Below are 20,418 nucleotides of genomic sequence, written 5' to 3'. Positions count from 1 at the left end.
GCCTCCTTCCGTAAGTTCCGAAGGCAAAGGTGGGGCAAGCCCCGGACCGCGGCAAGGGGCGGGGCTGCGGCCCATCGCCCCACGGCGGCCGCGACCCGCCCGCGCCTTGTGCGGGATCAAGGCGCGGGCGGCCGGTTGATGGCATGATCGACGCAGGACAGGAGGAGACCGCATGGCGCAGCCCGCCGTCTTTCGCGTCGAGGGGGTGACGAAGACCTATGTCACCGGCAGCGTCACCGTTGCCGCGCTGCGCGGCATCGACCTGGCGCTGAACGAGGGCGAGCTTGTGGTGCTGCTCGGTGCCTCGGGATCGGGCAAGTCGACGCTGCTCAACATCCTTGGCGCGCTCGACAGCCCGACGACCGGGCGGGTGTTCTTCCGCGACACCGAGCTGACCGGGCTCGACGATGCCGGGCTCACCGCCTTCCGCCGCGCCCATGTCGGCTTCGTCTTCCAGTTCTACAATCTGGTGCCCAGCCTCACCGCGCGCGAGAACGTCGCGCTGGTGACCGAGATCGCGCAAAACCCGATGCGGCCCGAGGAGGCGCTTGACCGCGTGGGCCTTGCCGCGCGGCTCGACCATTTCCCGGCCGAGCTCTCTGGCGGCGAGCAGCAGCGCGTGGCGATCGCCCGGGCGCTGGCGAAGCGGCCCGAGGTGCTGCTGTGCGACGAGCCCACCGGCGCGCTCGACAGTGCGACCGGGGTGACGGTGCTGCAGGCGATCTGGGAGGCGAACCGCGATCTGGGCACGGTGACGGCGCTGATCACCCACAATGCCGCGATCCGGCAGATGGCGCATCGGGTGATCCGGCTCGCCGACGGGCGCGTCACCGCGATCGAGGAGAACCCCGACCCGCGGCCGCCGCAGGGGATCGAATGGTGATGCGCGCCCTCGACCGCAAGCTTTTGCGCGATCTGCGCCGGATCTGGGCACAGGCCCTCGCCATTGCCCTCGTGCTTGGCTGCGGGGTGATGGTGCTGGTGCTGGCGACCGGCACCGAACGCTCGCTGCGGCTGGCGCGGCAATCCTTCTACGACCGCATGCAATTCGCCGAGGTCTTCGCCAGTGCGACGCGCGTGCCGAAGGGGCAGCTGGCCGAGATCGCCGCGATCCCGGGCGTCGCGCAGGCCGAGGCACGGATCTCGATGCAGGTGGTGCTTGACCTGCCGGGGCAGACGAAGCCGGCACAGGCGCGGCTCGTCTCGCTGCCCGAGGCGGGGGCGCCGGTGCTGAACCGCCCGGTGCTGCGCACCGGCCGCCTGCCCGACCCGCGCGCCGCCGACGAGGTGGCGCTGTCGGAAAGCTTTGCCGAGGCGAACGGCCTTTTCCCCGGCAGCAGTTTCGGCGCGATCCTGAACGGGCAGTGGCGCGAGCTGCGGGTGACCGGGCTGATGCTCTCGCCCGAATTCGTCTATCTGATCGGGCCCGGCTCGCTGATGCCCGACGACAGCCGCTATGGCGTGATCTGGATGGGCGAGGTGCCGGCCGCCGCCGCCGCGGGGCTGACCGGCGCCTTCAACGACCTCAGCCTCACCCTGACCCGCGGCGCCTCGCGCGATCGGGTGATCGACGCGCTCGACCGGCAGCTTGCCCCCTGGGGCGGCACCGGCGCCTATGGCCGCGACCTGCAAAGCTCGGACCAGTTCCTCTCGGGCGAGCTCGATCAGCTCGGCGCGATGGCGGTGATCCTGCCGCCGATCTTCCTGATCGTCTCGGCCTTTCTGGTGAACATGGTGATGGGGCGGCTCATTGGGCTCGAACGGCCAGTGATCGGGCTTCTGAAGGCCATGGGCTTCACCGGGCGCGAGATCGCGCTGCATTACCTGAAACTCGCCGCCGGCATCGGGCTGGTCGGGGTACTGATCGGCTGGGGCGCGGGCTGGTGGCTCGGCGCCGAGCTGACGGCGCTTTACACCCGCTTCTACCGCTTCCCCTGGCTCGTCTACACCCCGGGCACGGCAAGCTTCGCGCTTTCGGCGCTGATGGGGCTTGGCGCGGTGGTGGCGGGCGCGCTGCGCGCGGTGCGCGGCTCGGCCCGGCTTGCCCCGGCGGTGGCGATGCAGCCCCCCGCCCCGCCGCGCTTCCGCCGCGGCCAGATCGACGCGCTGGCGGTGCGGCTTGGCCTGCGGCAGACAACGATGATGATCCTGCGCGCGATCACCCGCTGGCCGGGGCGGGCGCTGGTCACCTCGCTCGGCGTCGCCGCCTCGATCGCGGTGCTGGTGGCCTGCTTCTTCACCTATGACGCGATCTCCTCGGTGATCGACGCCGCCTTCAGCCGGACGAACCGGCAGAGCGTCACCCTGACGCTCGCCGAGACCGCGCCGCGCTCGGTGATCGAGGATGCGGCCCATCTGCCCGGCGTGCTGCGCGCCGAGGGGGCGCTTGCCGTGCCGGTGCGGCTGAGCCACGGGCCGCGCTCGGAACGCACGCTCCTTGAGGCGCGCAGCCCCGAGGCGACGCTGGTGCAGACCCTCGATGCCGAGGGCCATGCCGTGCCGCTGCCCGTTGACGGGCTTGCCCTGCCCGAAAGCCTTGCGACAAAGCTTGATCTGCGCGCGGGCGAGAGCGTCACCGTCACCCTGCTTGCGCCGCCGCGCGACAGCTACGAAATTCCGGTGACCCGGGTGATCCGTCAGGATCTGGGCGAAACCGCCAGCATCCCCGCCGCGGCCCTCGCCGCGCGGATGCGCATGGCCGAACAGGTGAACCGCATCGACCTGCTGCTCGACACCGACCGACTGGCCGAGTTCGACCGTGCGGTGAAGGCCACCCCGGCGATCGCCGGCACGCTGTTCTGGCCCGACGTCCAGCGCCAGTTCGACGCCACGCTGAACGAGAACCTGACCCGCTCGGTCAGCATCTATGCCGTGCTGGGCGTGCTGATCACCGTCGGCGTCGTCTACAATGCCGCGCGCATCCGGCTGTCGGAACGCTCCTATGAACTTGCCAGCCTGCGCGTGCTCGGCTTCAGCCGGGCCGAGGTCGGCGCCGTGCTGGTGGGGGAACTCATGCTGCTCACGCTCCTCGCCATCCCGCCCGGGTTGCTGGGCGGCTACGGTTTCGCCGCACTGATCGCCGAGGGCTTCTCGACCGATGTCGTGCGCATCCCGCTGGTGATCGCGCGCCGCACCTATGCCGTGGCGGCGCTGATCGCCACCGTCTCGGCCCTTGTCGCAGCCCTTGCCGTGCGCCGCCGGCTTGACCGCGTCGGCCTCGCCACCGCCCTGAAACAGAGGGAATGACATGATCCCCCCCCGCCGCCCCGCCCGCCACTCCCTCGCCCCGCGTTCCCTCACCTGGGCCGCAAGCGGTCTGCTTGTCGCCGCCGCACTGGTCTGGGCGTTCTGGCCCGAGCCGGTCACCGTCGATCTGGCCCGCGTCACCCGCGCGCCGATGGAGGTCACGGTCTCGGCCGAGGGGGTGACGCGGGTGCGCGACCGCTACGAGGTGACGGCGCCGCTCGCCGGCACGGTCCTGCGCGCGCCGGTCGCCGTGGGCGATGCGGTGCGGGCGGGCGAGACCGTCGTCGCGCAGATCCAGCCGCTCGAACCCGCCTTCCTCGACGCCCGGGCGCGGGCCGGGGCCGAGGCCGCGGTGGCCGAGGCGCAGGCGGCCCTCGCCCTGGCGCGCGCGCGGCTGGCGCAGGCCCGCGCCGATCTCGAGCAGGCGGAAAGCGATTATGCCCGCAACGAGGCACTGGCCGCGCTTGGCCGGGTGTCGCAGCACCTGCTGGAAGAAGCGACGACCACCCGCGCCGTCGCCCGCAGCGCGCTCGAGGCGGCGCAATCCTCGGTCGACCTGCAACAGGCGACGCTGGCACGCAGCCAGGCCGCGCTTCTCGGCCCGGGCGAGGATGGCGCCGGCAGCGCCTGCTGCATCGAGATCCGCGCTCCCGCGAGCGGCGCCGTGCTCGAGCTTGCGAACGAAAGCGCGCGGCCGGTGCAGGCGGGCGATGTGCTGATGACGCTCGGCGATCTGGGCGATCTCGAGATCGAGGTGGATCTGCTCTCCTCGGACGCGGTGCGGGTGCCGCCGGGGGCGAGCGCCCATGTCGAGCGTTGGGGCGGGACCGAGACACTGGCCGCGCGGGTGCGCCAGATCGAGCCCGCCGCCTTCACCAAGGTCTCGGCCCTCGGCATCGAGGAGCAGCGGGTGCATCTCAAGCTCGACCTGCTCACCCCGCCCGAGGCGCGGCCGGGGCTCGGCGATCAGTATCGCGTCTATGTGCGGGTGGTGACCTGGCAGGCGCCCGCGGTGCTGCAGGTGCCGATCGGGGCGCTGTTCCGCGACGGCGGGGCCTGGGCGGTCTTCGTCGCCGAGGACGGGCGGGCGCGGCGACAGGTGGTGAGCGTCGGGCATCAGACCGACCTTGCCGCCGAGATCACCGCGGGGCTGGCCGAGGGCGCGCAGGTGATCGCCTTCCCCGGCGCGCGCATCGCCGAGGGCAGCCGCATCACCGCCGCCCCGGGCGGATGAGCGCCCAATCCTTGGGCAGATCCGCCGGGCCGAGGCGATTTCCGCCCGCGCAGTTCCGGAAATAATTTGCGTATCCGCAAAATTCTTGCACATGCTCGGCGCAACGAAAGGGCCCGCCATGTGGAAGACCGAAATCCGTGACAGTGCCGAAACCGCCCCCGCCGCCGCGCCGGCGCCCTCGCTGGGCGCCAGCCTGAAGGCAATGCGGCTTGACCGCGCGCTGACCCTGACCGCGCTGGCGACGGAAAGCGGGGTCTCGGCGGCGACGCTGTCGCGCATCGAAAGCGGTCAGCTTTCGCCCACTTTCGAGGTGATCGCGAAGATCTGCCGCGGCCTCGGCACCGGCATCGAGGAACTGCTCAGCTATGGCACGATGAAGCGGCTCGCGGGCTGGCGCTCGCTGACCCGGGCCGGCGACGGGCGGGTGATCGAGACGCCGCATTACCGGCTCGAACTGCTGTGCGACGACGTGATCCGCAAGCCCTACCTCGTCTTCCGCGCCGAGATCCGCGCCCGCAGCCTGGACGCATTCGAGACGCTGCAAGCCCACCCCGGTCAGGAACAGGTGGTGGTGCAAAGCGGCCGCGTGCGCGTCTTCACCGAACATTACGCCCCCGTCGACCTCGCCCCCGGCGACAGCTTCGCCTTCGACAGTGCGATGGGGCATGCGCTGGTCTCGCTGGAGGCGGAGCCGGCAATCGTTCTGTGGGTCTGCGACCTGCGCGAGACCCCGTAAGGAGAAAAAGATGCAAGACGACCGGGTGGTGGTGATCGGTGCGGGGGTCATCGGCACGATGACGGCGCGTGCCCTGGCGAAACGCGGGCGGCGCGTCACGTTGATCGAACGGTTGCCGGGCGCGGCCGAGCTGTGCTCGCGCGGGAATGCCGGGATGATGGCGGTGGGCCATGCCAAGGCCTGGGCCGAGCCCGCGGCGATCCCGGCGCTTGGCCGGGCGCTGCTCGGTCGCGAACCGGCGGTGCGGGTGAGCCGGCTGATGGACCCGGCGCTGTGGCGGTGGGGGATCGACTTCCTACGCCACTGCACCGGCTCGGCCAATGCGGTGAACAGCGACCGCGAGCGGCGGCTGGCGCGGTTCAGCCGCGACATGCTGAAGGCGGCCGAGACCGAGATGGGCCTGCCCGTCGCCACTTGGCACGAGGGCGCGCTCTACCTGTTTCAGGACGGCGCGCAGTTTCGCAGCTATGCCGCCAAGGTCGGCACCGGCGGCGAGATCGAGGCGCTGGATCCCGCGGCGCTGATCGCGCGCGAGCCGGGGCTTGCGGCGATGCGCGAGCGTCTGGCGGGCGGGCTGCTCAGCCACATCGACTCGGTCGGCGACTGTCACCTCTTCACCCGCCGCACCGCCGCCTGGCTGGCCGAAACCGGCCGCGTCGAGATCCACTATGACACCGACGTCACCGGCTTCACCCGCCGCGACGGCAAGATCGTCGCGGTCGAGACCTCGGCCGGCCCCGTGCCCTGCGGCGCGGTCGTGCTGGCAACCGGGGTCGAGACCACCGACCTGACCCGTCCGCTCGGCTTTGCGCCGGCGATCTACCCGGTGAAGGGCTATTCCGGCACCTGGCGGATCACCGACCCCGCCGGCGTGCCGCGCCTGCCCTTCGTCGACGAGACCGAGCTGCTGGCCGTCGCCAATTACGGCGACCGGCTGCGGGTGACGGCGATTGCCGAATTCGCCGGGCGCGACCGCAGCCTGCCGGCCGAGCGGGTGAAGCTGCTCGATGACTATGTGCGGCGCAGCGTCGGCGCGGCGGTCGACCTCGAGACGCCCGAATTCTGGACCGGCCTGCGCCCGACCACCCCCGCGGGCCCCCCCTTCCTGGGCAAGGTGAAGGACTTCGCCAACCTCTGGATCAACGCCGGACACGGCCAGCTCGGCTGGACCATGAGCCTTGGTGCGGGCGAGATCCTGGCCCAGCACCTCACCGGCGAAACCCCGACGCTGCGCGACGTCTCGGCCCGCGCGCGCTGGCTCGAGGCCGCATAGGAGAACGCCCGTGAAGATCCTGAGCCTTGCGGAAACCCGCGCCGCCCTGCCCTTCGACGCGCTGATCGAGGCCCTCGACGCCGGCTTTCGCGCCGGCGGCGAGGTGCCGCTGCGCCACCAGCACCTGATGACCACCCCCGGCGGCCCCGAAGACGTGCTGCTGCTGATGCCGGCGTGGCAGGCGGAGGGCTGGGGCGGGGTGAAGATCGTCAACGTGCACCCGGGCAATGCCGCGCTCGGCCTGCCGGCGATCGCCTCGAGCTATATCCTGTTCGACCGGCGCACCGGCGCGCATGCGCTGATCCTCGATGGCGGCGAGCTGACGGCGCGGCGCACCGCGGCGGCCTCGGCGCTGGCCGCGAAACGCCTGGCCCGCCCCGACAGCCGCCACCAGCTGATCGTCGGCGCCGGCCGGGTCGGCGCGAACCTTGCACAGGCCTATCGCGCCGCGCTGCCGATCGAGACGGTCGAGGTCTGGAACCGCACCGCGGCCTCGGCCGAGGCGCTGGCGGCCGAGCTGCGTGCAGAGGGCATCGCGGCGCAGGCGGTCACCGACCTCGCCGCCGCCGTCGGGCGCACCGATGTGATCTCCTGCGCCACGCTCGCCCGCGCGCCGCTGATCCGCGGCGACTGGCTGCGCCCCGGTCAGCACATCGACCTGATCGGCTCCTTCACCCCGGAGATGCGCGAGGCCGATGACGCGGTGATGCGCCGCGCGCGGATCTTCCTCGACACCGATCACGCGCGGGTGGAAAGCGGCGACATCGCGCAGCCGCTCGCCTCGGGCGCGATCGGCCTTGCGGACATCGAGGGCACGCTCGACGCCCTGTGCCGCGAGAACCTGTTCCCGCGCCGGTCAGAGGGCGAGATCACGCTGTTCAAGGGGGTGGGCTCGGGGCTCGAGGATCTCGCCGCGGCGATCCTCGCCCATGACCGGATGGCGGGCTGATCAGCCCGCCGCAGCGGCCCGCGCCGCCTCGAAGGCGCGGGTCTCGGCCGTCAGCCATTTGCAGAACACCTGCAGCGGCTCGTAGCTGTCCTGATCGTGCGGCCAGCACAGGTAATAGGCCTCTTCCGAGCGCATCGGCGCATCAAGCGCCCGCACCAGCCGCCCCGCCGCGATCTCGTCGTCGATGAGGAAGGTCGGCAGCAGCGCCACGCCCAGCCCCGCCGCGGCCGCCTGCGCCGCCGTCGCGAACTGGTCGAACAGCATCCCGTGCACGTTCTGCGCATCGACGTCATGGCGCAGGAAATACCGCTCCCACGCGTCGGGGCGCGAGGTCAGGTGCAGAAGCGGCGCCGTGCGCAGATCGGCCGCCGTGCCGAAGCGATAGCGTTCCAGCACCTCCGGCGCGCAGGCCGGCACCACATCCTCGCCCATCAGATAGACGCAATCGGCACCCGGCCAGTCGGTGCGGCCGAAATGGATCGCGGCATCGACCGCCTCGTTGCGGAAGTCGAACTGCGTCAGCCGGGTGACAAGGTTGATGGTGATGCCCGGGTTCGCCGCCAGAAACCCCGGCAGCCGCGGCGCCAGCCAGCGCGTGCCGAAGGTGGGCAGGATGGCGAGCGACAGCGTGCCACCATGCGGGTTCGCGCGCAGGTTCATCGAGGCCTGCGAGATCTTCTGCAATGCCTCGCGCACCTCGCGCGCATAGGAGGCCCCGCCCAGCGTCAGCCGGATCGTCTGCTTCTCGCGGTGGAACAGGCAGGTGCCCAGCTGTTCCTCGAGCGCCCGGATCTGCCGCGACACGGCGCTTTGCGTCAGCGACAGCTCCTGCGCGGCGCCGGTGATCGACTGCAACCGGGCCGCAGCCTCGAAGGCCTGCAGCAGCGACAGCGACGGCAGAAAACGGCGCGGGGTTTTCATCAGCAGGGCTCCGAGCAGATCGCGCCTGCTTTCGCCCGCCCCCCGCGCCGAGACAAGCATTTTCTGCGGTTCAGACAGCAAGGCGACGCAGGATCCGCGCCTCGACGCGGCCGACGATGCGGGTCAGCGGGAAGGCCACGGCGAAATAGATCACCGCGATCGCCGTCAGCATCTCGACCGGGCGCCCGGTGCGGTTCGAGATCGAGGAACCGATGAACATCAGATCCGCCATGCCGACCGCCGAGATCAGCGCGCTTTCCTTGAAGAGCGCGACCGCATTCGACAAGAGCGTCGGGATCGCGCGCAGGAGCGCCTGCGGCAGCACCACCCAGAGCGCGAGGCTCATCCCGGTGATGCCGAGCGCGCGGCAGGTGTCATATTGCTCGCGCGGGATCGACTTCAGGCTGGCGCGGAAGGTCTCCGATGTGATCGCCCCGGCATAGAGGGTCAGCGCCACCACCGCCGAGGCGAAGTTGCCCGGCTCGAAACCCAGAAGCAGCGGTAGGCAGTAGAAGATCCAGAACAGCTGGATCAGCACCGGCGTGCCGCGGAACAGCTCGACATAGAAGGTGGCGAGCGCCCGCAGCGGCATGAACCGCGACCGCCGCGCCTGCGAGGTGAGGAAGCCGAGCGCGATGCCGAGGGCCAGGCAGATCAGCGTCAGCCGCAGGCTCATCCACAGCCCGATCAGCAGCGCGTCCCAGTACTTGAACGGAACCATGGGGTCGAAATGCATCATCGGAACGCCTCCTCAGGCCTGGACGCGGTCGAACCGCGCCTCGATGCGCTGCACGATCAGCGAGACCGGCGCCGAGATCGCGAAATAGATCGCCGCGACGACGGTATAGGTCTCGATCGGGCGATAGGTCTCGGTGGCGAGCATCTTGCCCGCGTACATCAGGTCCGGAATCGCCACGAGCGCGACCAGCGCGCTTTGCTGGAAGATGGTGATGCCATTCGTCATCAGCACCGGCAGCGCAGCGCGCAGGGCATGGGGCAGGATGACATGGCGGATCCGGGTCCATCCGGTCAGGCCAAGCGCCGCGCAGGCGTCATATTGCTCGCGCGGGACGGACTGGATCGCGGCGCGGTAGCCCTCGGCGTTGAAGGCGGCAAGGTTCACCCCAAGCGCCAGCACCCCCATCACCATCGGGTCGATGAACAGGTTGAACAGGATCGGCACGCAGTAGAAGAACCACACCACCTGCACCAGCACCGGGGTGCAGCGAAAGACCTCGACCATCGCCGCGGCGGGCGCGCGCAGCAGCGCGCTTTTCGCCCGCAGGAGCAGCGCCACGCCAAAGCCCAGCGTCAGCCCGATCAGGTTCGCAAGCCCCGTGAGCTCGAGCGAGACCACAAGCCCCTGCCCCAGCTTGTCGAGGTTCTGCCAGACGTAGAAGAACTGCAGATCGTAGCTCATCGCGCCCTCACCTCTTCTTCGCGAAGACGCGCTCGACGAATTCGCGGGTGCGGGCGACCTGCGGGGCGTCGAGCACCTGCTCGGGCGGGCCGTCCTCGACCACCACGCCGCCGGCGGCAAAGACCACGCGGCTGGCGATGTTGCGGGCGAAATGCATGTCATGGGTGACGATCATCATCGGCATGCCGGCCTCGGCCAGCTCCATCATCACCGCCTCGACCTCGGCCACGAGTTCCGGGTCGAGCGCCGAGGTCACCTCGTCGAACAGCAACAGATCGGGATCGAGCATCAGCGCACGGGCGATCGCAACGCGCTGCTTCTGCCCGCCCGACAGCTGCGAGGGATAGGCGCGGGCCTTCGCATCCAGCCCGAAGCGGGTCAGCAGCCCCATCGCCTTTTCCTCGGCCTCGGCGCGCGACATGCCGCGGGTCTTCACCGGGGCAAGGGTGAGGTTGCGCAGGATGTCGAGATGCGGGAACAGGGTGTAGTGCTGGAACACCATGCCGACGCGCGCCTGCAGCTTGCGGTCGATCTTCGTCTTCGCCCCGTCGCGCAGGATATAGGGCTTGCCGTCCATGTAGATGTCGCCGCCGACGATGTCCTCGAGCCCCATGACGATGCGCAAAAGCGTCGACTTGCCGCCGCCCGAGGGGCCGATGATGACCAGCCGGTCGCCGCGGTCCATCGAGAGCGTCAGGCCCTTGAAGATCTCCAGATCGCCATAGGATTTGTGCAGGTTGTGAATTTTGAGGAGCTTGTCCTGAGCCATCGTCCTTGCCTTCGTGCAGAGAGGCGGGCGGAGGTCGGCCCCCGCCCGCCGGTTTTGGGTGGGGCTCACTGGCCCTCGGCCAGAACCTCCTGCACCGATTTCTCGACCAGCGCCTCGACGTGGCCGGTGGCGACCTTCTCCTCGATGAAGATGTTCAGCGCGTCGATGTCCTTCGCCGGGAAGCCGGCGTTCAGGCCGAAGCCGATGCCCTGCTTGGCGATGGCGGGTTCGGGCGCCAGATCGACGGCCCAGTCCTTGTTCGCGGCGATGAACAGCCGGTTGGTGTCGGACGGGTCGGCCAGCACATCGGCGCGGCGCGACATCACCGCAAGGCGCGCCTCATCCGAGGACGGCAGGCGCACGATCTTCGCCTTCTTCACCAGCGGTGAGACCGACTTGTCCATTGCGGTGCCCGAGACGACAGCGATGGTGACGTCTTCCTTGTCGAGATCGGCCAGGCTCTTCGCCCCCGCCGGGATCTTCGGGTTGTCCTTGTTGTAAAGGAGCGTGATCTCGTAGGGCACGGCCGGGTCCGAGAAGGCGATGGCGAGCGCGCGGGTCGGCGTGCGGTTCAGCGCGAGCGACAGGTCCCATTTGCCGGCCTGCAGCCCCGCGACGATGTTGTCCCAGGTGGTGTCGACGAATTCGACCGGCACGTTCAGCACTTCCTCGCCGAACTCGCGGCACAGGTCGGCAAAGAAGCCGCTGTATTCGCCGGTGACCGGGTCACGCATCACATAGGGCGGGAAGACGGCGGCGCCGCAGCGCAGCTTGCCCGCGGCCTGCACGCCCGCCCAGCCCTCTTCGGGCGAGCCGGCGGTTGCGGCGAGGGGGGCGGCAAGGCCGAGCACGGCGGCAAGGCCGAGCGCGGCGAGGGTCTTGAACGGGTGGATCACGGGGGCACTCCCTGATGAGACGGTTCTTCTGCTGGCACCCGGGGCGGCAGGGCCGCGGGCTCGTCTTCAGATCGGCGACGAAGCGGCATCGCAGACAATCAAGCGATGCGCAAAAGCTCATTCCGTTTCAGAATGAACATTCGGATTTCCATTGAATCCCAGCGGGCTGCACAGTGCGACGGCGGGCCACAGGAGCATTGCGGCGGAACGCGCTCCGCGAAGCGCCCAATCTTTGGGCGCGATTTCGCCGGCAAAGAACGATTCTTTGCCGGCTATGAAAGAACGGGATTTTCGGAATTTCCGTCCGTTTCCGCCGAGTCCGCCGCGCGCGGGCCTCGGAAGCGGCCACATCGGCAGCACAGCGCGGCCGGTTCGCTCCGCGGCGCAGGTGCGATCAGCGCATGCGGCACAGCATTCCGCAACGGAATGACAGGGCAGGAAGACGCGCCGCCGGGGCGTGGCCGGCGGCGGCCGAGCTCAGACGCCGCTGCGCCAGGGCAGCACCCAGGGGGCCGAGCGGCGCGCGATGCGGTCGGTCAGGAGCGCCAGCGCCAGCACCAGGGCGAGCGACAGCACCGAGAGCGCCGCCGCTCCGGTCGAATTGCCCTGCTGTTGCAGCGCGAAGATCATCACCCCCACGGTCTCGGTCCCGGCCGACCACAGCAGCGCCGAGAGCGTGAGCTCGTTGAAGGCGGTCATCACCACCAGCACCGCGCCTGCGGCCGCGGCGGGCGCCGCAAGCGGCGTGAAGATCCGCGCGATGCGGCGCAGCGCGGGGGCGCCGGCGATCCGCGCCGCCTCGTCAAGCGCGGACTCCATCGCCTGCGCGACGCCCCCCACCGGACGCAGCACCAGGGGCAGGAAGCGCGCGAGATAGGCGAAGAGCAGGATCACCGGCGTGCCATAGACGGACTTGCCCAGCCCCGGCAGCGGCGGCAGGAAGACCAGGATCATCGCCAGAGCGAGCACCGTTCCCGGCACCACGAAGGGAGCGTCCGCGAGCGTGTCGAGCCGGCGCAGAAGCGGCTGCCGGGCGATCTGCGCGAACCAGGCGAAGGGCAGCGCCACCAGCGCCGAGAGCGCCGCCGCGCTCAGCGACAGGCCCAGCGAATTCGCAAAGGCGCGGCGGATGACCGGATCGGCGAGCGTCTGCGTGACATTCGCAAGCGTCGCCGTCTCGGCCGTCAGCCGCATGCCGAGCGCCGGCACCAGCGCCGTGCCGAGAAGCGCCGCGATCGGCGCGACCAGCAGCACCCCGAGCACGGCCCAGAGCGCCGCCAGCGCGCCCCCGCGCCCGCGCCCCGGATCAAAGCCCGCGAAGGGCCGCCCCGCGGCCACCGGCACCGACAGGCGGCGGATCAGCGCGCTGCGGGCCAGAAGCGCCAGCCCCGCCAGCCCGATCAGCATCAGCGCCAGCACCGCGACCTGACCGAGCACCTGCGGGCCGAAGCCATTGAGCCGCTGATAGATCAGCGTGGTCAGCATCGGGAAACGGCCGGGGATGCCCAGAAGTGCCGGCACGCCGAAATTGCCGACCGCCGCCGCAAAGGCGAGGATCGCACCGGCGAGGATCTGCGGCAGGCAGAGCGGCGCGATCACCCGTGCGACGATGCGCAGCGGGCCAGCGCCCGCGATCCGCGCCGCCTCGACCAGATCCGCCGGCACCGCGCCCAGCGCCGCGCGCACGGCGAGAAAGACAAGCGGCATGTGCTCGATCCCCATCAGCCAGGCGACGCCCGCGCCCGAGTAAAGCGGATTGCGCGCCCCGGCCCCGGGGGCAAGGCCGAGCGGCGCGAGGATCGGCGAGGACGACCCGAAAAGCTCGATCCAGGCGAGCGCCATGATCTGCGACGGGATCAGCATCGGCGCGAGCGCGAGGAAGGTCATCGCCACCCGCCCCGGCAGCCGCATCAGCCCGAGCGCCAGCGCCAGCGCGGTGCCGAGCGTGACGGAAACGACGACCGATCCGGCCGAGGCGGCGAGCGTGTTCGTCAGCGCCGCCCGCGCCGCGCGGCTGAAAAGCGCCTCGCGGATCAGGCCAAGGGGGCGGCCGGCATCGTCGGGCCCGAAGGCCTCGAGCAGCAGCCGCGCCAGCGGCCACAGGCCAAGGCCGAGGACGTAAAGGGCAATCAGGGCGATGACGAGACCGTCACCGCCCGGAAGGCGCGCGCGCAGACCCGCGCGCGCGGCAGAGGCCGTCAGATCAGCCACCGAAGAGATCCGAGAAGGTCTCTTTCGTTTCCTTGTCGGCGGCGAGCATCTTCGCCGGATCGGCCGACAGGATCTTCAGCGAGGCGGGGTCGGGATAGCCCGCGGGCTGGGCCACGCCCTCGAGGATCGGGAAATAGCCCTGCGCGGCCGACTGTTCCTGCGCCGCCCGGCCGAGTTCCCAGTCGACGAAGACCTTCGCCGCCTCGATGTTGTCGCTGTCCTTCAGGATCGCGACCGGCTGGGTGATCGACGAGACGCCCTCCTTCGGGAAGACGAAATCGACGGGCGAGCCCTTCGCCTTGGCGTTCATCGCCATGTATTCGATGATGATGCCATAGGCCTTCTCGCCGCGCGCCACGGCCTCGAGCACGGTGCCGTTGCCCTGGCCCGCGACCGCGCCGTTCTTCGCCAGCGCCTCGTAATAGGGCCAGCCGAATTCGGGCTGCTGCACCATGGTGCCGACATGGATCACCGCCGCGCCGGAATAGAGCGGGCTCGGCATGATCGTCTGCGCCGCGATCTCGGGTTTCTCGAGGTCGGCCCAGGAGGTCGGCGCCTGTTTCACCAGCGTGGTGTTGTAGACGATGCCGGTGGTGATCAGCTTGGTGCCGAAGAAGGTGTGGTCGGGGTCGACGACCGCGGCCGGAATGCCGGCAAGCGGCGCAGTGTCATAGGCGTAAAGGCGGCCGTCGTTCTTCAGCTGGGTCATCGCCACGGCATCGGCGATCAGCATCACGTCGGCCGGGCTGCTGCCCGCGGCAAACTCTGCCTGCAGCTTCGACATCAGCTCGGTCGTGCCGGTGCGGAAGACCTCGACGGTGATCTCCGGGTGGTCCTTGTTGAACGCTTCGACGACGGCGGCCATCTGGTCGCTCGGCTGCGAGGTGTAGACGGTGATCGTGCCCCCGGCCTGGGCCAGCGCGCCGGTGGCGAGCGCGGTGGAGGTGAGGAGCCCGAGGGCGAGGCGGCGCAGGATCGTCATTGTAGGGTATCCCTGATCTTTGAAACTGGGCGTGGGCTAGCGCCGCGATGCGACAGCCGGGTGACGGTGGCTTTACAGTTCCGTGTCGGCGAGCGGTCTTTCGTGCCAGCGCCCGTCGGGGGCGGGCGACCAGCGCGAGACCTCGCCGTTCAGCGGCCGGCGGAAGGCGCCCGCGCCGATCAGCGCGTGGAGTTCGCGCGCCACCCCCGAATGCGCGACGATCAGCACCGGAGTGCGGCCCTCGAGCCCGGCGAGCGCGGCGCGGATCCGGGCGCGGAAATCGAGCGGCCCCTCGCCGCCCGCCGGGGTCTCGTCGCGGCGCAGCGTGGCGCGTGGCGCGCCCTCCCAGACGCCCCAGTTGCGCTCGGAAAGCCCGGCATGAAGCCGCACCGACACCCCAAGACGCGCTGCGACCGGCGCCGCCGTCTCGCGGGCGCGGGCGAGCGGCGAGCACCAGATCGTCGCCGGCCGCTCCTCGGCAGGCAGCGCCGCAAGGGTCTGCGCCGCGGCGCGTGCCTGCGCCCGGCCGGTGGGGGTCAGCGGCAGGTCCATCGCGCCGGCAATGAGGTCGGCGGCATTCGCCGCGGTCTCGCCATGGCGCAGGAACAGGAAGGGGGCGTCGAAGGGCAGGATCACCAGTGCAGCTCCGCGGTTTCGGCAAGGGGGGCAGCAGGCAGCGCGGCGGCCAGCGCGCGCCGGCCCGCGGCCGGGGTGAAGGCCGCCATCGCCTGCGCGGGGGCGATCGCGTCGAGAAGCGCGCGGGTGGTGGCAAGCGGCGGGTGCACGTTCCAGCGCAGGAACGCGGCCCGGCCGGTGCGGGTCAGCGCCTCGGCCGGGGTTTCAAGGCCCAGATGCCCGGTGAAGACGATCCGCGCCGCCCCGGTCTCGGCAAAGCGCGCGGCAAGCACCGCGGCCACACCGCCCTCGGCATTCGGCCCCGCGGCGATCATCACGCCACGCGCCGGCGCCTCGGGGGCAAGCGGTCGGGTTGCCGCCAGTAGCTGCGCGAGCGCCGCCGCACCGCCCGGCGCGAGCCAGCCCGGAAGGGCCAGCATCACCGCGGCAACACGCCGATGCGCGGGGCAGAGAAAGACCTCATGCCCGGCCTCGAGGAAGACCCGCGCCATCTCGAGCCCACGGCCCGCGGCCGGGGCGGGCAGCAGAAGCGGCCCCTCGGCGGCAAGCGCCAGCAGCGCCGCGCGCTGATCGGGCAAGGCCTCGTCCGCCGCACCATAGCTTGCGTCCAGCACCGCGGCGCGGGCCCTGGGCGGGGTCATGCAGGGCCAGAGGCTGCCCTCGACCGACAGATCGCCGGTGTAGAGCAGCCCGTCTTCGCCACCGACCCGCATCCAGACCGCCCCCGGCGCATGGCCCGAGGGGCCAGTCTCGATGGGCACGCCCAGCACCGCGCCGCGCGCCGGCAACAGCCCGCCCGAGACCGCCCGCACCGCCGGCGAAAGCGCGGTGACCGGCGCCGTGGCAAAGACCGGCGGCAGGCCGATCCGGCCAAGCAGGGACAGCGCCCCGATGTGGTCGGGGTGGCCGTGCGAGATCAGCACCGCATCGACATGCCCCACGCCCGCCAGATCGGGCATCCGCCCGGCATCGGGCCCGGTGCCGAGGTCGAGCAGGAACCGCCGCCCGGCGATGTGCAGCAGGAAACAGGCGGGCCCCTTCGCATCGAAGCCCGAGATCGCGATGAGGGACTGCATCAGGCGAAGGCCGGTTCGGCGGACACGGTTTCGGGCGCCAGCTCCTCGCGCGGCAGGACCCAGCCGCCGCGCAGCTGCAACCCGACGAGCGTGCCCGGCGCCACCGCCGCGCGGCTGCGCAGCTCGAGCGGGTCGGGCAGATCGAGCCCCTCGGGCAGGCAGGCGAGCACATATTCGCCGCCCTCGAAACGCTGGTCGATCACCCGCGCCGCCAGATCCGCCGTGCCCACGGCCAGCGACAGATCGCGCGGGCGCAGGCACAGCCAGGCCGGGCCGGGCGGCGCCTCGCCGGGCAGCGACAAGAGCCGCGATCCCAGCCGCAGCTTTACCCGCCCGCCCTGCGCCGCGAGTGCCGTCACCGGCAGGGTCCGGCCATTGCCGACGAAGCGCGCCACCATCGGCGTCGCCGGGCGGTCGAACAGCACCTCCGGCGGGGCGATCTGCTCCATCCGGCCGCGGTCCATCACGCCCACGAGGCTCGCGATCGCCATCGCCTCGTTCTGGTCATGGGTGACGAAGACGAAGGTGGTGCCCGAAGCGCGGTGGATGCGGCGGAACTCGGCCAGCATCGACTGGCGCAGATGCGCATCGAGGTTGGCCAGCGGCTCGTCGAGCAGGATGAGCGCCGGCCGCGCGGCGAGGCTGCGGGCAAGCGCCACGCGCTGGCGCTGCCCGCCCGACAGCTCATGCGGGCGCCGCCCGGCGGCATGGGCAAGCCCCACGGTGGCAAGCGCCTCCTCGACCCGGCGCGCACGCTCGGCCGAGGGCAGCCGGTTCAGCCCGAAGGCCACGTTGCCCGCCACCGTCATCTGCGGCCAGAGGGCGTAGGACTGAAACACCATCCCAAGCCCGCGCGCGCCCGGCTCGACGAAGCGCCCGGGCCCCGCCACCTGCTCGCCCGCGATGCGGATGGTGCCGGCATCGGGCCGCTCGAGCCCCGCGATCAGGCGCAACAGCGTGGTCTTGCCGCAGCCCGAGGGGCCGAGCAGCGCGAAGAAGGCGCCCGAGGGCACCTCCATGGTGATGCCGTCGACGGCATGTGTCGCCCCGAAGGCAAGCCGCAGGTGCGAGGTCTCGATGCTGGCCATTCCCGTTCCTTCCGTTCGGGGCGGCGCCTACATCCGCAAGATGACCGTGGCATGACACCCCGCCCCCGCCCCGGTCTGGCCAAAGTCTCTGGCCTTGCCCGCACAACCGCGTTAAACCGCCGCAAAACCGGAGCAAGGGCGGGATCATGGCGCGTCACCTCATCACCTCGGCGATTCCCTACATCAACGGCATCAAGCACCTCGGCAATCTCGTGGGCTCGCAGCTGCCGGCGGACCTCTACGCCCGCTATCTGCGCGCGCGCGGCCATGAGGTGATGTTCATCTGCGCGACCGACGAGCACGGCACGCCGGCCGAGCTGGCCGCGGCGAAGGCCGGCAAGCCGGTCGATGTCTATTGCACCGAGATGCACGAGGTTCAGGCCGAGATCGCCGCCGGCTTCCGGCTGAGCTTCGACCACTTCGGCCGGTCGTCCTCGGCACAGAACCGGGTGCTGACCCAGCATTTCGCCAAGGTCCTGGCCGAGCACGGGCTGATCCGCGAAGTGACCGAAAAGCAGATGTATTCGGTCGCCGACGGCCGCTTCCTGCCCGACCGCTACATCGAGGGCACCTGCCCGAACTGCGGCTATACCTCGGCGCGCGGCGACCAGTGCGACAATTGCACCAAGCAGCTCGACCCGGTCGACCTGATCAACCCGCGCTCGGTGATCTCGGGCTCGACCGATCTCGAGATGCGCGAGACGAAGCACCTGTTCCTGCGCCAGTCCGAGATGAAGGACAAGCTTGCCGCCTGGATCGACAGCAAGACCGACTGGCCGGTGCTGACCACCTCGATCGCGAAGAAATGGCTGTTCGATGGCGACGGGCTGCAGGACCGCGGCATCACCCGCGACCTCGCCTGGGGCGTGCCGGCGCAGTTCGAGGGCGCGCCGTGGCAGGGCATGGAAGGCAAGGTCTTCTACGTCTGGTTCGACGCGCCGATCGAATACATCGCCGCGACCCAGGAATGGGCGGACAAGACCGGCGGGGACTGGGCGCGCTGGTGGCGCACCGACAAGGGCGCCGAGGACGTGACCTATACCCAGTTCATGGGCAAGGACAACGTGCCCTTCCACACGCTCTCCTTCCCCTCGACCATCCTCGGCTCGGGCGAGCCCTGGAAGCTCGTCGATTACATCAAGTCGTTCAACTACCTGAACTATGACGGCGGCCAGTTCTCGACCTCGCGCGGGCGCGGCGTGTTCATGGACCAGGCGCTCGGCCTGCTGCCGCCCGACTACTGGCGCTGGTGGCTGCTGAGCCATGCGCCCGAAAGCGCGGACGCCGAATTCACCTGGGAGAATTTCCAGGTCTCGGTGAACAAGGACCTTGCCGATGTCCTCGGCAACTTCGTCAGCCGCATCACCAAGTTCTGCCGCTCGAAATTCGGCGAGGCGCTGCCCGAGGGCGGGCTCTGGGGCGAGCGCGAGATCGCGCTGATCGCCGAGCTCGCCACCCGCGTGCGCGAGTACGAACGGCTGATGGACGAGAAGGAAGTCCGCAAGGCCGCGACCGAGCTGCGCGCGATCTGGGTCGCGGGCAACGAATACCTGCAGGCCGCCGCGCCCTGGACCGTGTTCAAGACCGATCCGGCGCAGGCGGCGGCGCAGACCCGGCTCGCGCTGAACCTGGTGCGGCTCTATGCGGTGCTGTCCGAGCCCTTCATTCCCGATGCCGCCGCCACGATGCTGGCCGCGATGCAGACCGAGGATCGCAGCTGGCCCGGGGACATCCGCGCCGCGCTCGAGGTGCTGCCGGTGGGCCATGCCTTCGCGACGCCCGAGGTGCTGTTCCGCAAGATCGCCGACGAGGAACGCGAGGACTGGCAAAACCGCTTCGCCGGCACCCGCGACTGAGCGCGCAGGGGGGCGCTGCCCCCCCTCGGCCTGCGGCCTCTCCCCCCGGGATATTTCAGGCAATTGGAAGACAGGGGCTTCTCCCGGCTTCCGATTGCCGCAAAGATCCCGGGGTGAATTGCCCCGCAGGGGCAAGAGGGGCAGCGCCCCTTTCCTTTCCCGCGCAAGGCCCCATCATCGGGGAAAAAGGAGACAGCCATGGCCCAGACCTGCATCCTGATCGGCGCGCCCGTGGACAGCGGGCAGAAACGCGCCGGCGCCTTGATGGGCCCGGCGGCCTATCGCGTCGCCGGCATCGCCGCCGCAATCGAGGAGCTTGGCCACAAGGTGATCGACCGCGGCGACGTGACGATTGCGCCCTGTGCGCCCCTGCCCCATCCGAACCCGGCGGTGCATCACCTCGCCGAGACCCTTGCCTGGACCGAGGCGCTCGCGCGCGCCGGCGAGGCGGCGGCGGCCGAGGGGATGCCGGTCTTCCTCGGCGGCGATCATTCGCTGTCGCTCGGCTCGGTTGCCGGGATGGCGGCTCATGCGAAGAAAGCAGGCCGGCCGCTTTTCGTGCTCTGGCTCGATGCGCATACCGATTTCCACACCCCGGAAAGCACGGTCTCGGGCAACCTGCACGGCACGCCCGTCGCCTATATCGCCGGCCGGCCGGGCTTTGCCCCCTTCCCGCCCTTCCCCGCGCCGGTGCCCGGCGAGCGGATCGCGATGCTGGGCATCCGCTCGGTCGATCCGGCGGAGAAATCCGCGCTGATCCCCGAGGAGATCGAGATCGCCGACATGCGCGTCCTGGACGAGCGCGGCTTCGGTGCGCCCTTGCGCGAATTCCTCGACCGGGTGCGGGCGGCGAACGGGCTGCTGCATGTCTCGCTCGACGTCGATTTCCTCGACCCGGCGATCGCGCCGGCGGTCGGCACCACGGTGCCGGGCGGCGCCACCTTCCGCGAGGCGCATCTGGTGATGGAGCTCTTGCACGAATCGGGGCTGGTCACCTCGCTCGACCTCGTCGAGCTGAACCCCTTCCTCGACGAGCGCGGCCGCACCGCGAAGCTGATGGTCGATCTGGTCGGCTCGCTGATGGGCCGGAAGGTCTTCGACCGGCCCACCCGCTCGTTCTGAGGC

The 20,418-nt window shown here is 70.6% G+C and carries 18 protein-coding genes; 8 read left to right on the top strand and 10 right to left on the bottom strand.

Annotated elements, in window-relative coordinates:
- Positions 1 to 172: 172 nt before the first annotated feature.
- From DYS74_RS00230 to DYS74_RS00205, 6 genes are all read left to right on the top strand, one after another.
- On the top strand, positions 173 to 883 hold the full coding sequence (locus DYS74_RS00230) for an ABC transporter ATP-binding protein (protein ID WP_121530156.1): 711 nt from the start codon (positions 173 to 175) through the stop codon (positions 881 to 883).
- Positions 877 to 3,246: an ABC transporter permease gene (locus tag DYS74_RS00225; protein WP_245965151.1), complete on the top strand. Its 2,370-nt coding sequence runs from the start codon at positions 877 to 879 to the stop codon at positions 3,244 to 3,246. Before DYS74_RS00230 ends, DYS74_RS00225 begins: the two co-directional genes overlap by 7 nt.
- A 1-nt stretch (position 3,247) precedes the next feature.
- The gene (locus DYS74_RS00220; protein WP_121530155.1) at positions 3,248 to 4,480 is read left to right on the top strand and encodes an efflux RND transporter periplasmic adaptor subunit; all 1,233 of its coding nucleotides are present in this window, start codon (positions 3,248 to 3,250) and stop codon (positions 4,478 to 4,480) included.
- A 118-nt stretch (positions 4,481 to 4,598) separates the two neighbouring features.
- On the top strand, positions 4,599 to 5,216 hold the full coding sequence (locus tag DYS74_RS19010) for a helix-turn-helix domain-containing protein (protein WP_183077410.1): 618 nt from the start codon (positions 4,599 to 4,601) through the stop codon (positions 5,214 to 5,216).
- A 10-nt stretch (positions 5,217 to 5,226) separates the two neighbouring features.
- Positions 5,227 to 6,489, top strand: coding sequence for an FAD-dependent oxidoreductase (locus tag DYS74_RS00210; RefSeq protein WP_183077409.1), 1,263 nt, complete (start codon positions 5,227 to 5,229; stop codon positions 6,487 to 6,489).
- A gap of 10 nt (positions 6,490 to 6,499) precedes the next feature.
- Complete coding sequence (locus DYS74_RS00205; RefSeq protein ID WP_121530152.1) at positions 6,500 to 7,438, top strand: ornithine cyclodeaminase family protein; 939 nt, start codon at positions 6,500 to 6,502, stop codon at positions 7,436 to 7,438.
- Here the strand turns inward: DYS74_RS00205 and DYS74_RS00200 are convergent, their stop codons facing one another.
- From DYS74_RS00200 to DYS74_RS00155, 10 genes are all read right to left on the bottom strand, one after another.
- Entirely contained in the window at positions 7,439 to 8,359 is a 921-nt protein-coding gene (locus DYS74_RS00200; RefSeq protein WP_121530457.1) for a LysR family transcriptional regulator, read from the bottom strand.
- A 70-nt stretch (positions 8,360 to 8,429) separates the two neighbouring features.
- Positions 8,430 to 9,098, bottom strand: coding sequence for an amino acid ABC transporter permease (locus DYS74_RS00195; protein ID WP_121530151.1), 669 nt, complete (start codon positions 9,096 to 9,098; stop codon positions 8,430 to 8,432).
- Between the two features lie 12 nt (positions 9,099 to 9,110).
- On the bottom strand, positions 9,111 to 9,779 hold the full coding sequence (locus DYS74_RS00190) for an amino acid ABC transporter permease (RefSeq protein ID WP_121530150.1): 669 nt from the start codon (positions 9,777 to 9,779) through the stop codon (positions 9,111 to 9,113).
- Between the two features lie 7 nt (positions 9,780 to 9,786).
- Complete coding sequence (locus DYS74_RS00185; protein ID WP_121530149.1) at positions 9,787 to 10,548, bottom strand: amino acid ABC transporter ATP-binding protein; 762 nt, start codon at positions 10,546 to 10,548, stop codon at positions 9,787 to 9,789.
- A 65-nt stretch (positions 10,549 to 10,613) separates the two neighbouring features.
- Entirely contained in the window at positions 10,614 to 11,444 is an 831-nt protein-coding gene (locus DYS74_RS00180) for a substrate-binding periplasmic protein (protein WP_121530148.1), read from the bottom strand.
- A gap of 477 nt (positions 11,445 to 11,921) precedes the next feature.
- Entirely contained in the window at positions 11,922 to 13,655 is a 1,734-nt protein-coding gene (locus DYS74_RS00175; protein WP_121530147.1) for an ABC transporter permease, read from the bottom strand.
- On the bottom strand, positions 13,648 to 14,637 hold the full coding sequence (locus DYS74_RS00170; RefSeq protein WP_121530146.1) for an ABC transporter substrate-binding protein: 990 nt from the start codon (positions 14,635 to 14,637) through the stop codon (positions 13,648 to 13,650). The genes DYS74_RS00175 and DYS74_RS00170 overlap by 8 nt, the downstream gene beginning before the upstream one ends.
- 72 nt (positions 14,638 to 14,709) lie before the next feature.
- Entirely contained in the window at positions 14,710 to 15,273 is a 564-nt protein-coding gene (locus DYS74_RS00165) for a histidine phosphatase family protein (protein WP_121530145.1), read from the bottom strand.
- Entirely contained in the window at positions 15,270 to 16,349 is a 1,080-nt protein-coding gene (locus DYS74_RS00160; RefSeq protein ID WP_121530144.1) for an MBL fold metallo-hydrolase, read from the bottom strand. The genes DYS74_RS00165 and DYS74_RS00160 overlap by 4 nt, the downstream gene beginning before the upstream one ends.
- On the bottom strand, positions 16,349 to 17,437 hold the full coding sequence (locus DYS74_RS00155) for an ABC transporter ATP-binding protein (protein ID WP_121530143.1): 1,089 nt from the start codon (positions 17,435 to 17,437) through the stop codon (positions 16,349 to 16,351). The genes DYS74_RS00160 and DYS74_RS00155 overlap by 1 nt, the downstream gene beginning before the upstream one ends.
- Before the next feature lie 146 nt (positions 17,438 to 17,583).
- Between DYS74_RS00155 and metG the strand changes: the two genes are divergently transcribed.
- Both metG and rocF read left to right on the top strand, forming a co-directional pair.
- A complete protein-coding gene (metG, locus tag DYS74_RS00150) occupies positions 17,584 to 19,293 on the top strand; it encodes a methionine--tRNA ligase (RefSeq protein WP_121530142.1) in 1,710 nt (569 codons plus the stop codon).
- A 198-nt stretch (positions 19,294 to 19,491) separates the two neighbouring features.
- Positions 19,492 to 20,415, top strand: a complete 924-nt coding sequence (gene rocF / locus DYS74_RS00145; RefSeq protein ID WP_121530141.1) for an arginase — start codon at positions 19,492 to 19,494, stop codon at positions 20,413 to 20,415.
- Positions 20,416 to 20,418: the final 3 nt, after the last annotated feature.

Origin of the sequence: Paenirhodobacter hankyongi (genome assembly GCF_003664585.1) — a bacterium.
Classification (GTDB): domain Bacteria; phylum Pseudomonadota; class Alphaproteobacteria; order Rhodobacterales; family Rhodobacteraceae; genus Rhodobacter; species Rhodobacter hankyongi.
Note: the sequence above shows the minus strand (reverse complement) of the source record. Positions and strands in the feature narration are given on the sequence as shown.

Bases quoted from the DNA above. Each gene is read 5' to 3' on its own strand.
- DYS74_RS00200 (WP_121530457.1), bottom strand. From the start codon at position 8,359: ATGAAAACCCCGCGCCGTTTTCTGCCGTCGCTGTCGCTGCTGCAGGCC.
- DYS74_RS00160 (WP_121530144.1), bottom strand. From the start codon at position 16,349: ATGCAGTCCCTCATCGCGATCTCGGGCTTCGATGCGAAGGGGCCCGCC.
- DYS74_RS00195 (WP_121530151.1), bottom strand. From the start codon at position 9,098: ATGATGCATTTCGACCCCATGGTTCCGTTCAAGTACTGGGACGCGCTG.
- DYS74_RS00190 (WP_121530150.1), bottom strand. From the start codon at position 9,779: ATGAGCTACGATCTGCAGTTCTTCTACGTCTGGCAGAACCTCGACAAG.
- DYS74_RS00230 (WP_121530156.1), top strand. From the start codon at position 173: ATGGCGCAGCCCGCCGTCTTTCGCGTCGAGGGGGTGACGAAGACCTAT.
- DYS74_RS00210 (WP_183077409.1), top strand. From the start codon at position 5,227: ATGCAAGACGACCGGGTGGTGGTGATCGGTGCGGGGGTCATCGGCACG.
- metG (WP_121530142.1), top strand. From the start codon at position 17,584: ATGGCGCGTCACCTCATCACCTCGGCGATTCCCTACATCAACGGCATC.
- DYS74_RS00185 (WP_121530149.1), bottom strand. From the start codon at position 10,548: ATGGCTCAGGACAAGCTCCTCAAAATTCACAACCTGCACAAATCCTAT.
- DYS74_RS00225 (WP_245965151.1), top strand. From the start codon at position 877: ATGGTGATGCGCGCCCTCGACCGCAAGCTTTTGCGCGATCTGCGCCGG.
- DYS74_RS19010 (WP_183077410.1), top strand. From the start codon at position 4,599: ATGTGGAAGACCGAAATCCGTGACAGTGCCGAAACCGCCCCCGCCGCC.
- DYS74_RS00220 (WP_121530155.1), top strand. From the start codon at position 3,248: ATGATCCCCCCCCGCCGCCCCGCCCGCCACTCCCTCGCCCCGCGTTCC.
- rocF (WP_121530141.1), top strand. From the start codon at position 19,492: ATGGCCCAGACCTGCATCCTGATCGGCGCGCCCGTGGACAGCGGGCAG.
- DYS74_RS00155 (WP_121530143.1), bottom strand. From the start codon at position 17,437: ATGGCCAGCATCGAGACCTCGCACCTGCGGCTTGCCTTCGGGGCGACA.
- DYS74_RS00170 (WP_121530146.1), bottom strand. From the start codon at position 14,637: ATGACGATCCTGCGCCGCCTCGCCCTCGGGCTCCTCACCTCCACCGCG.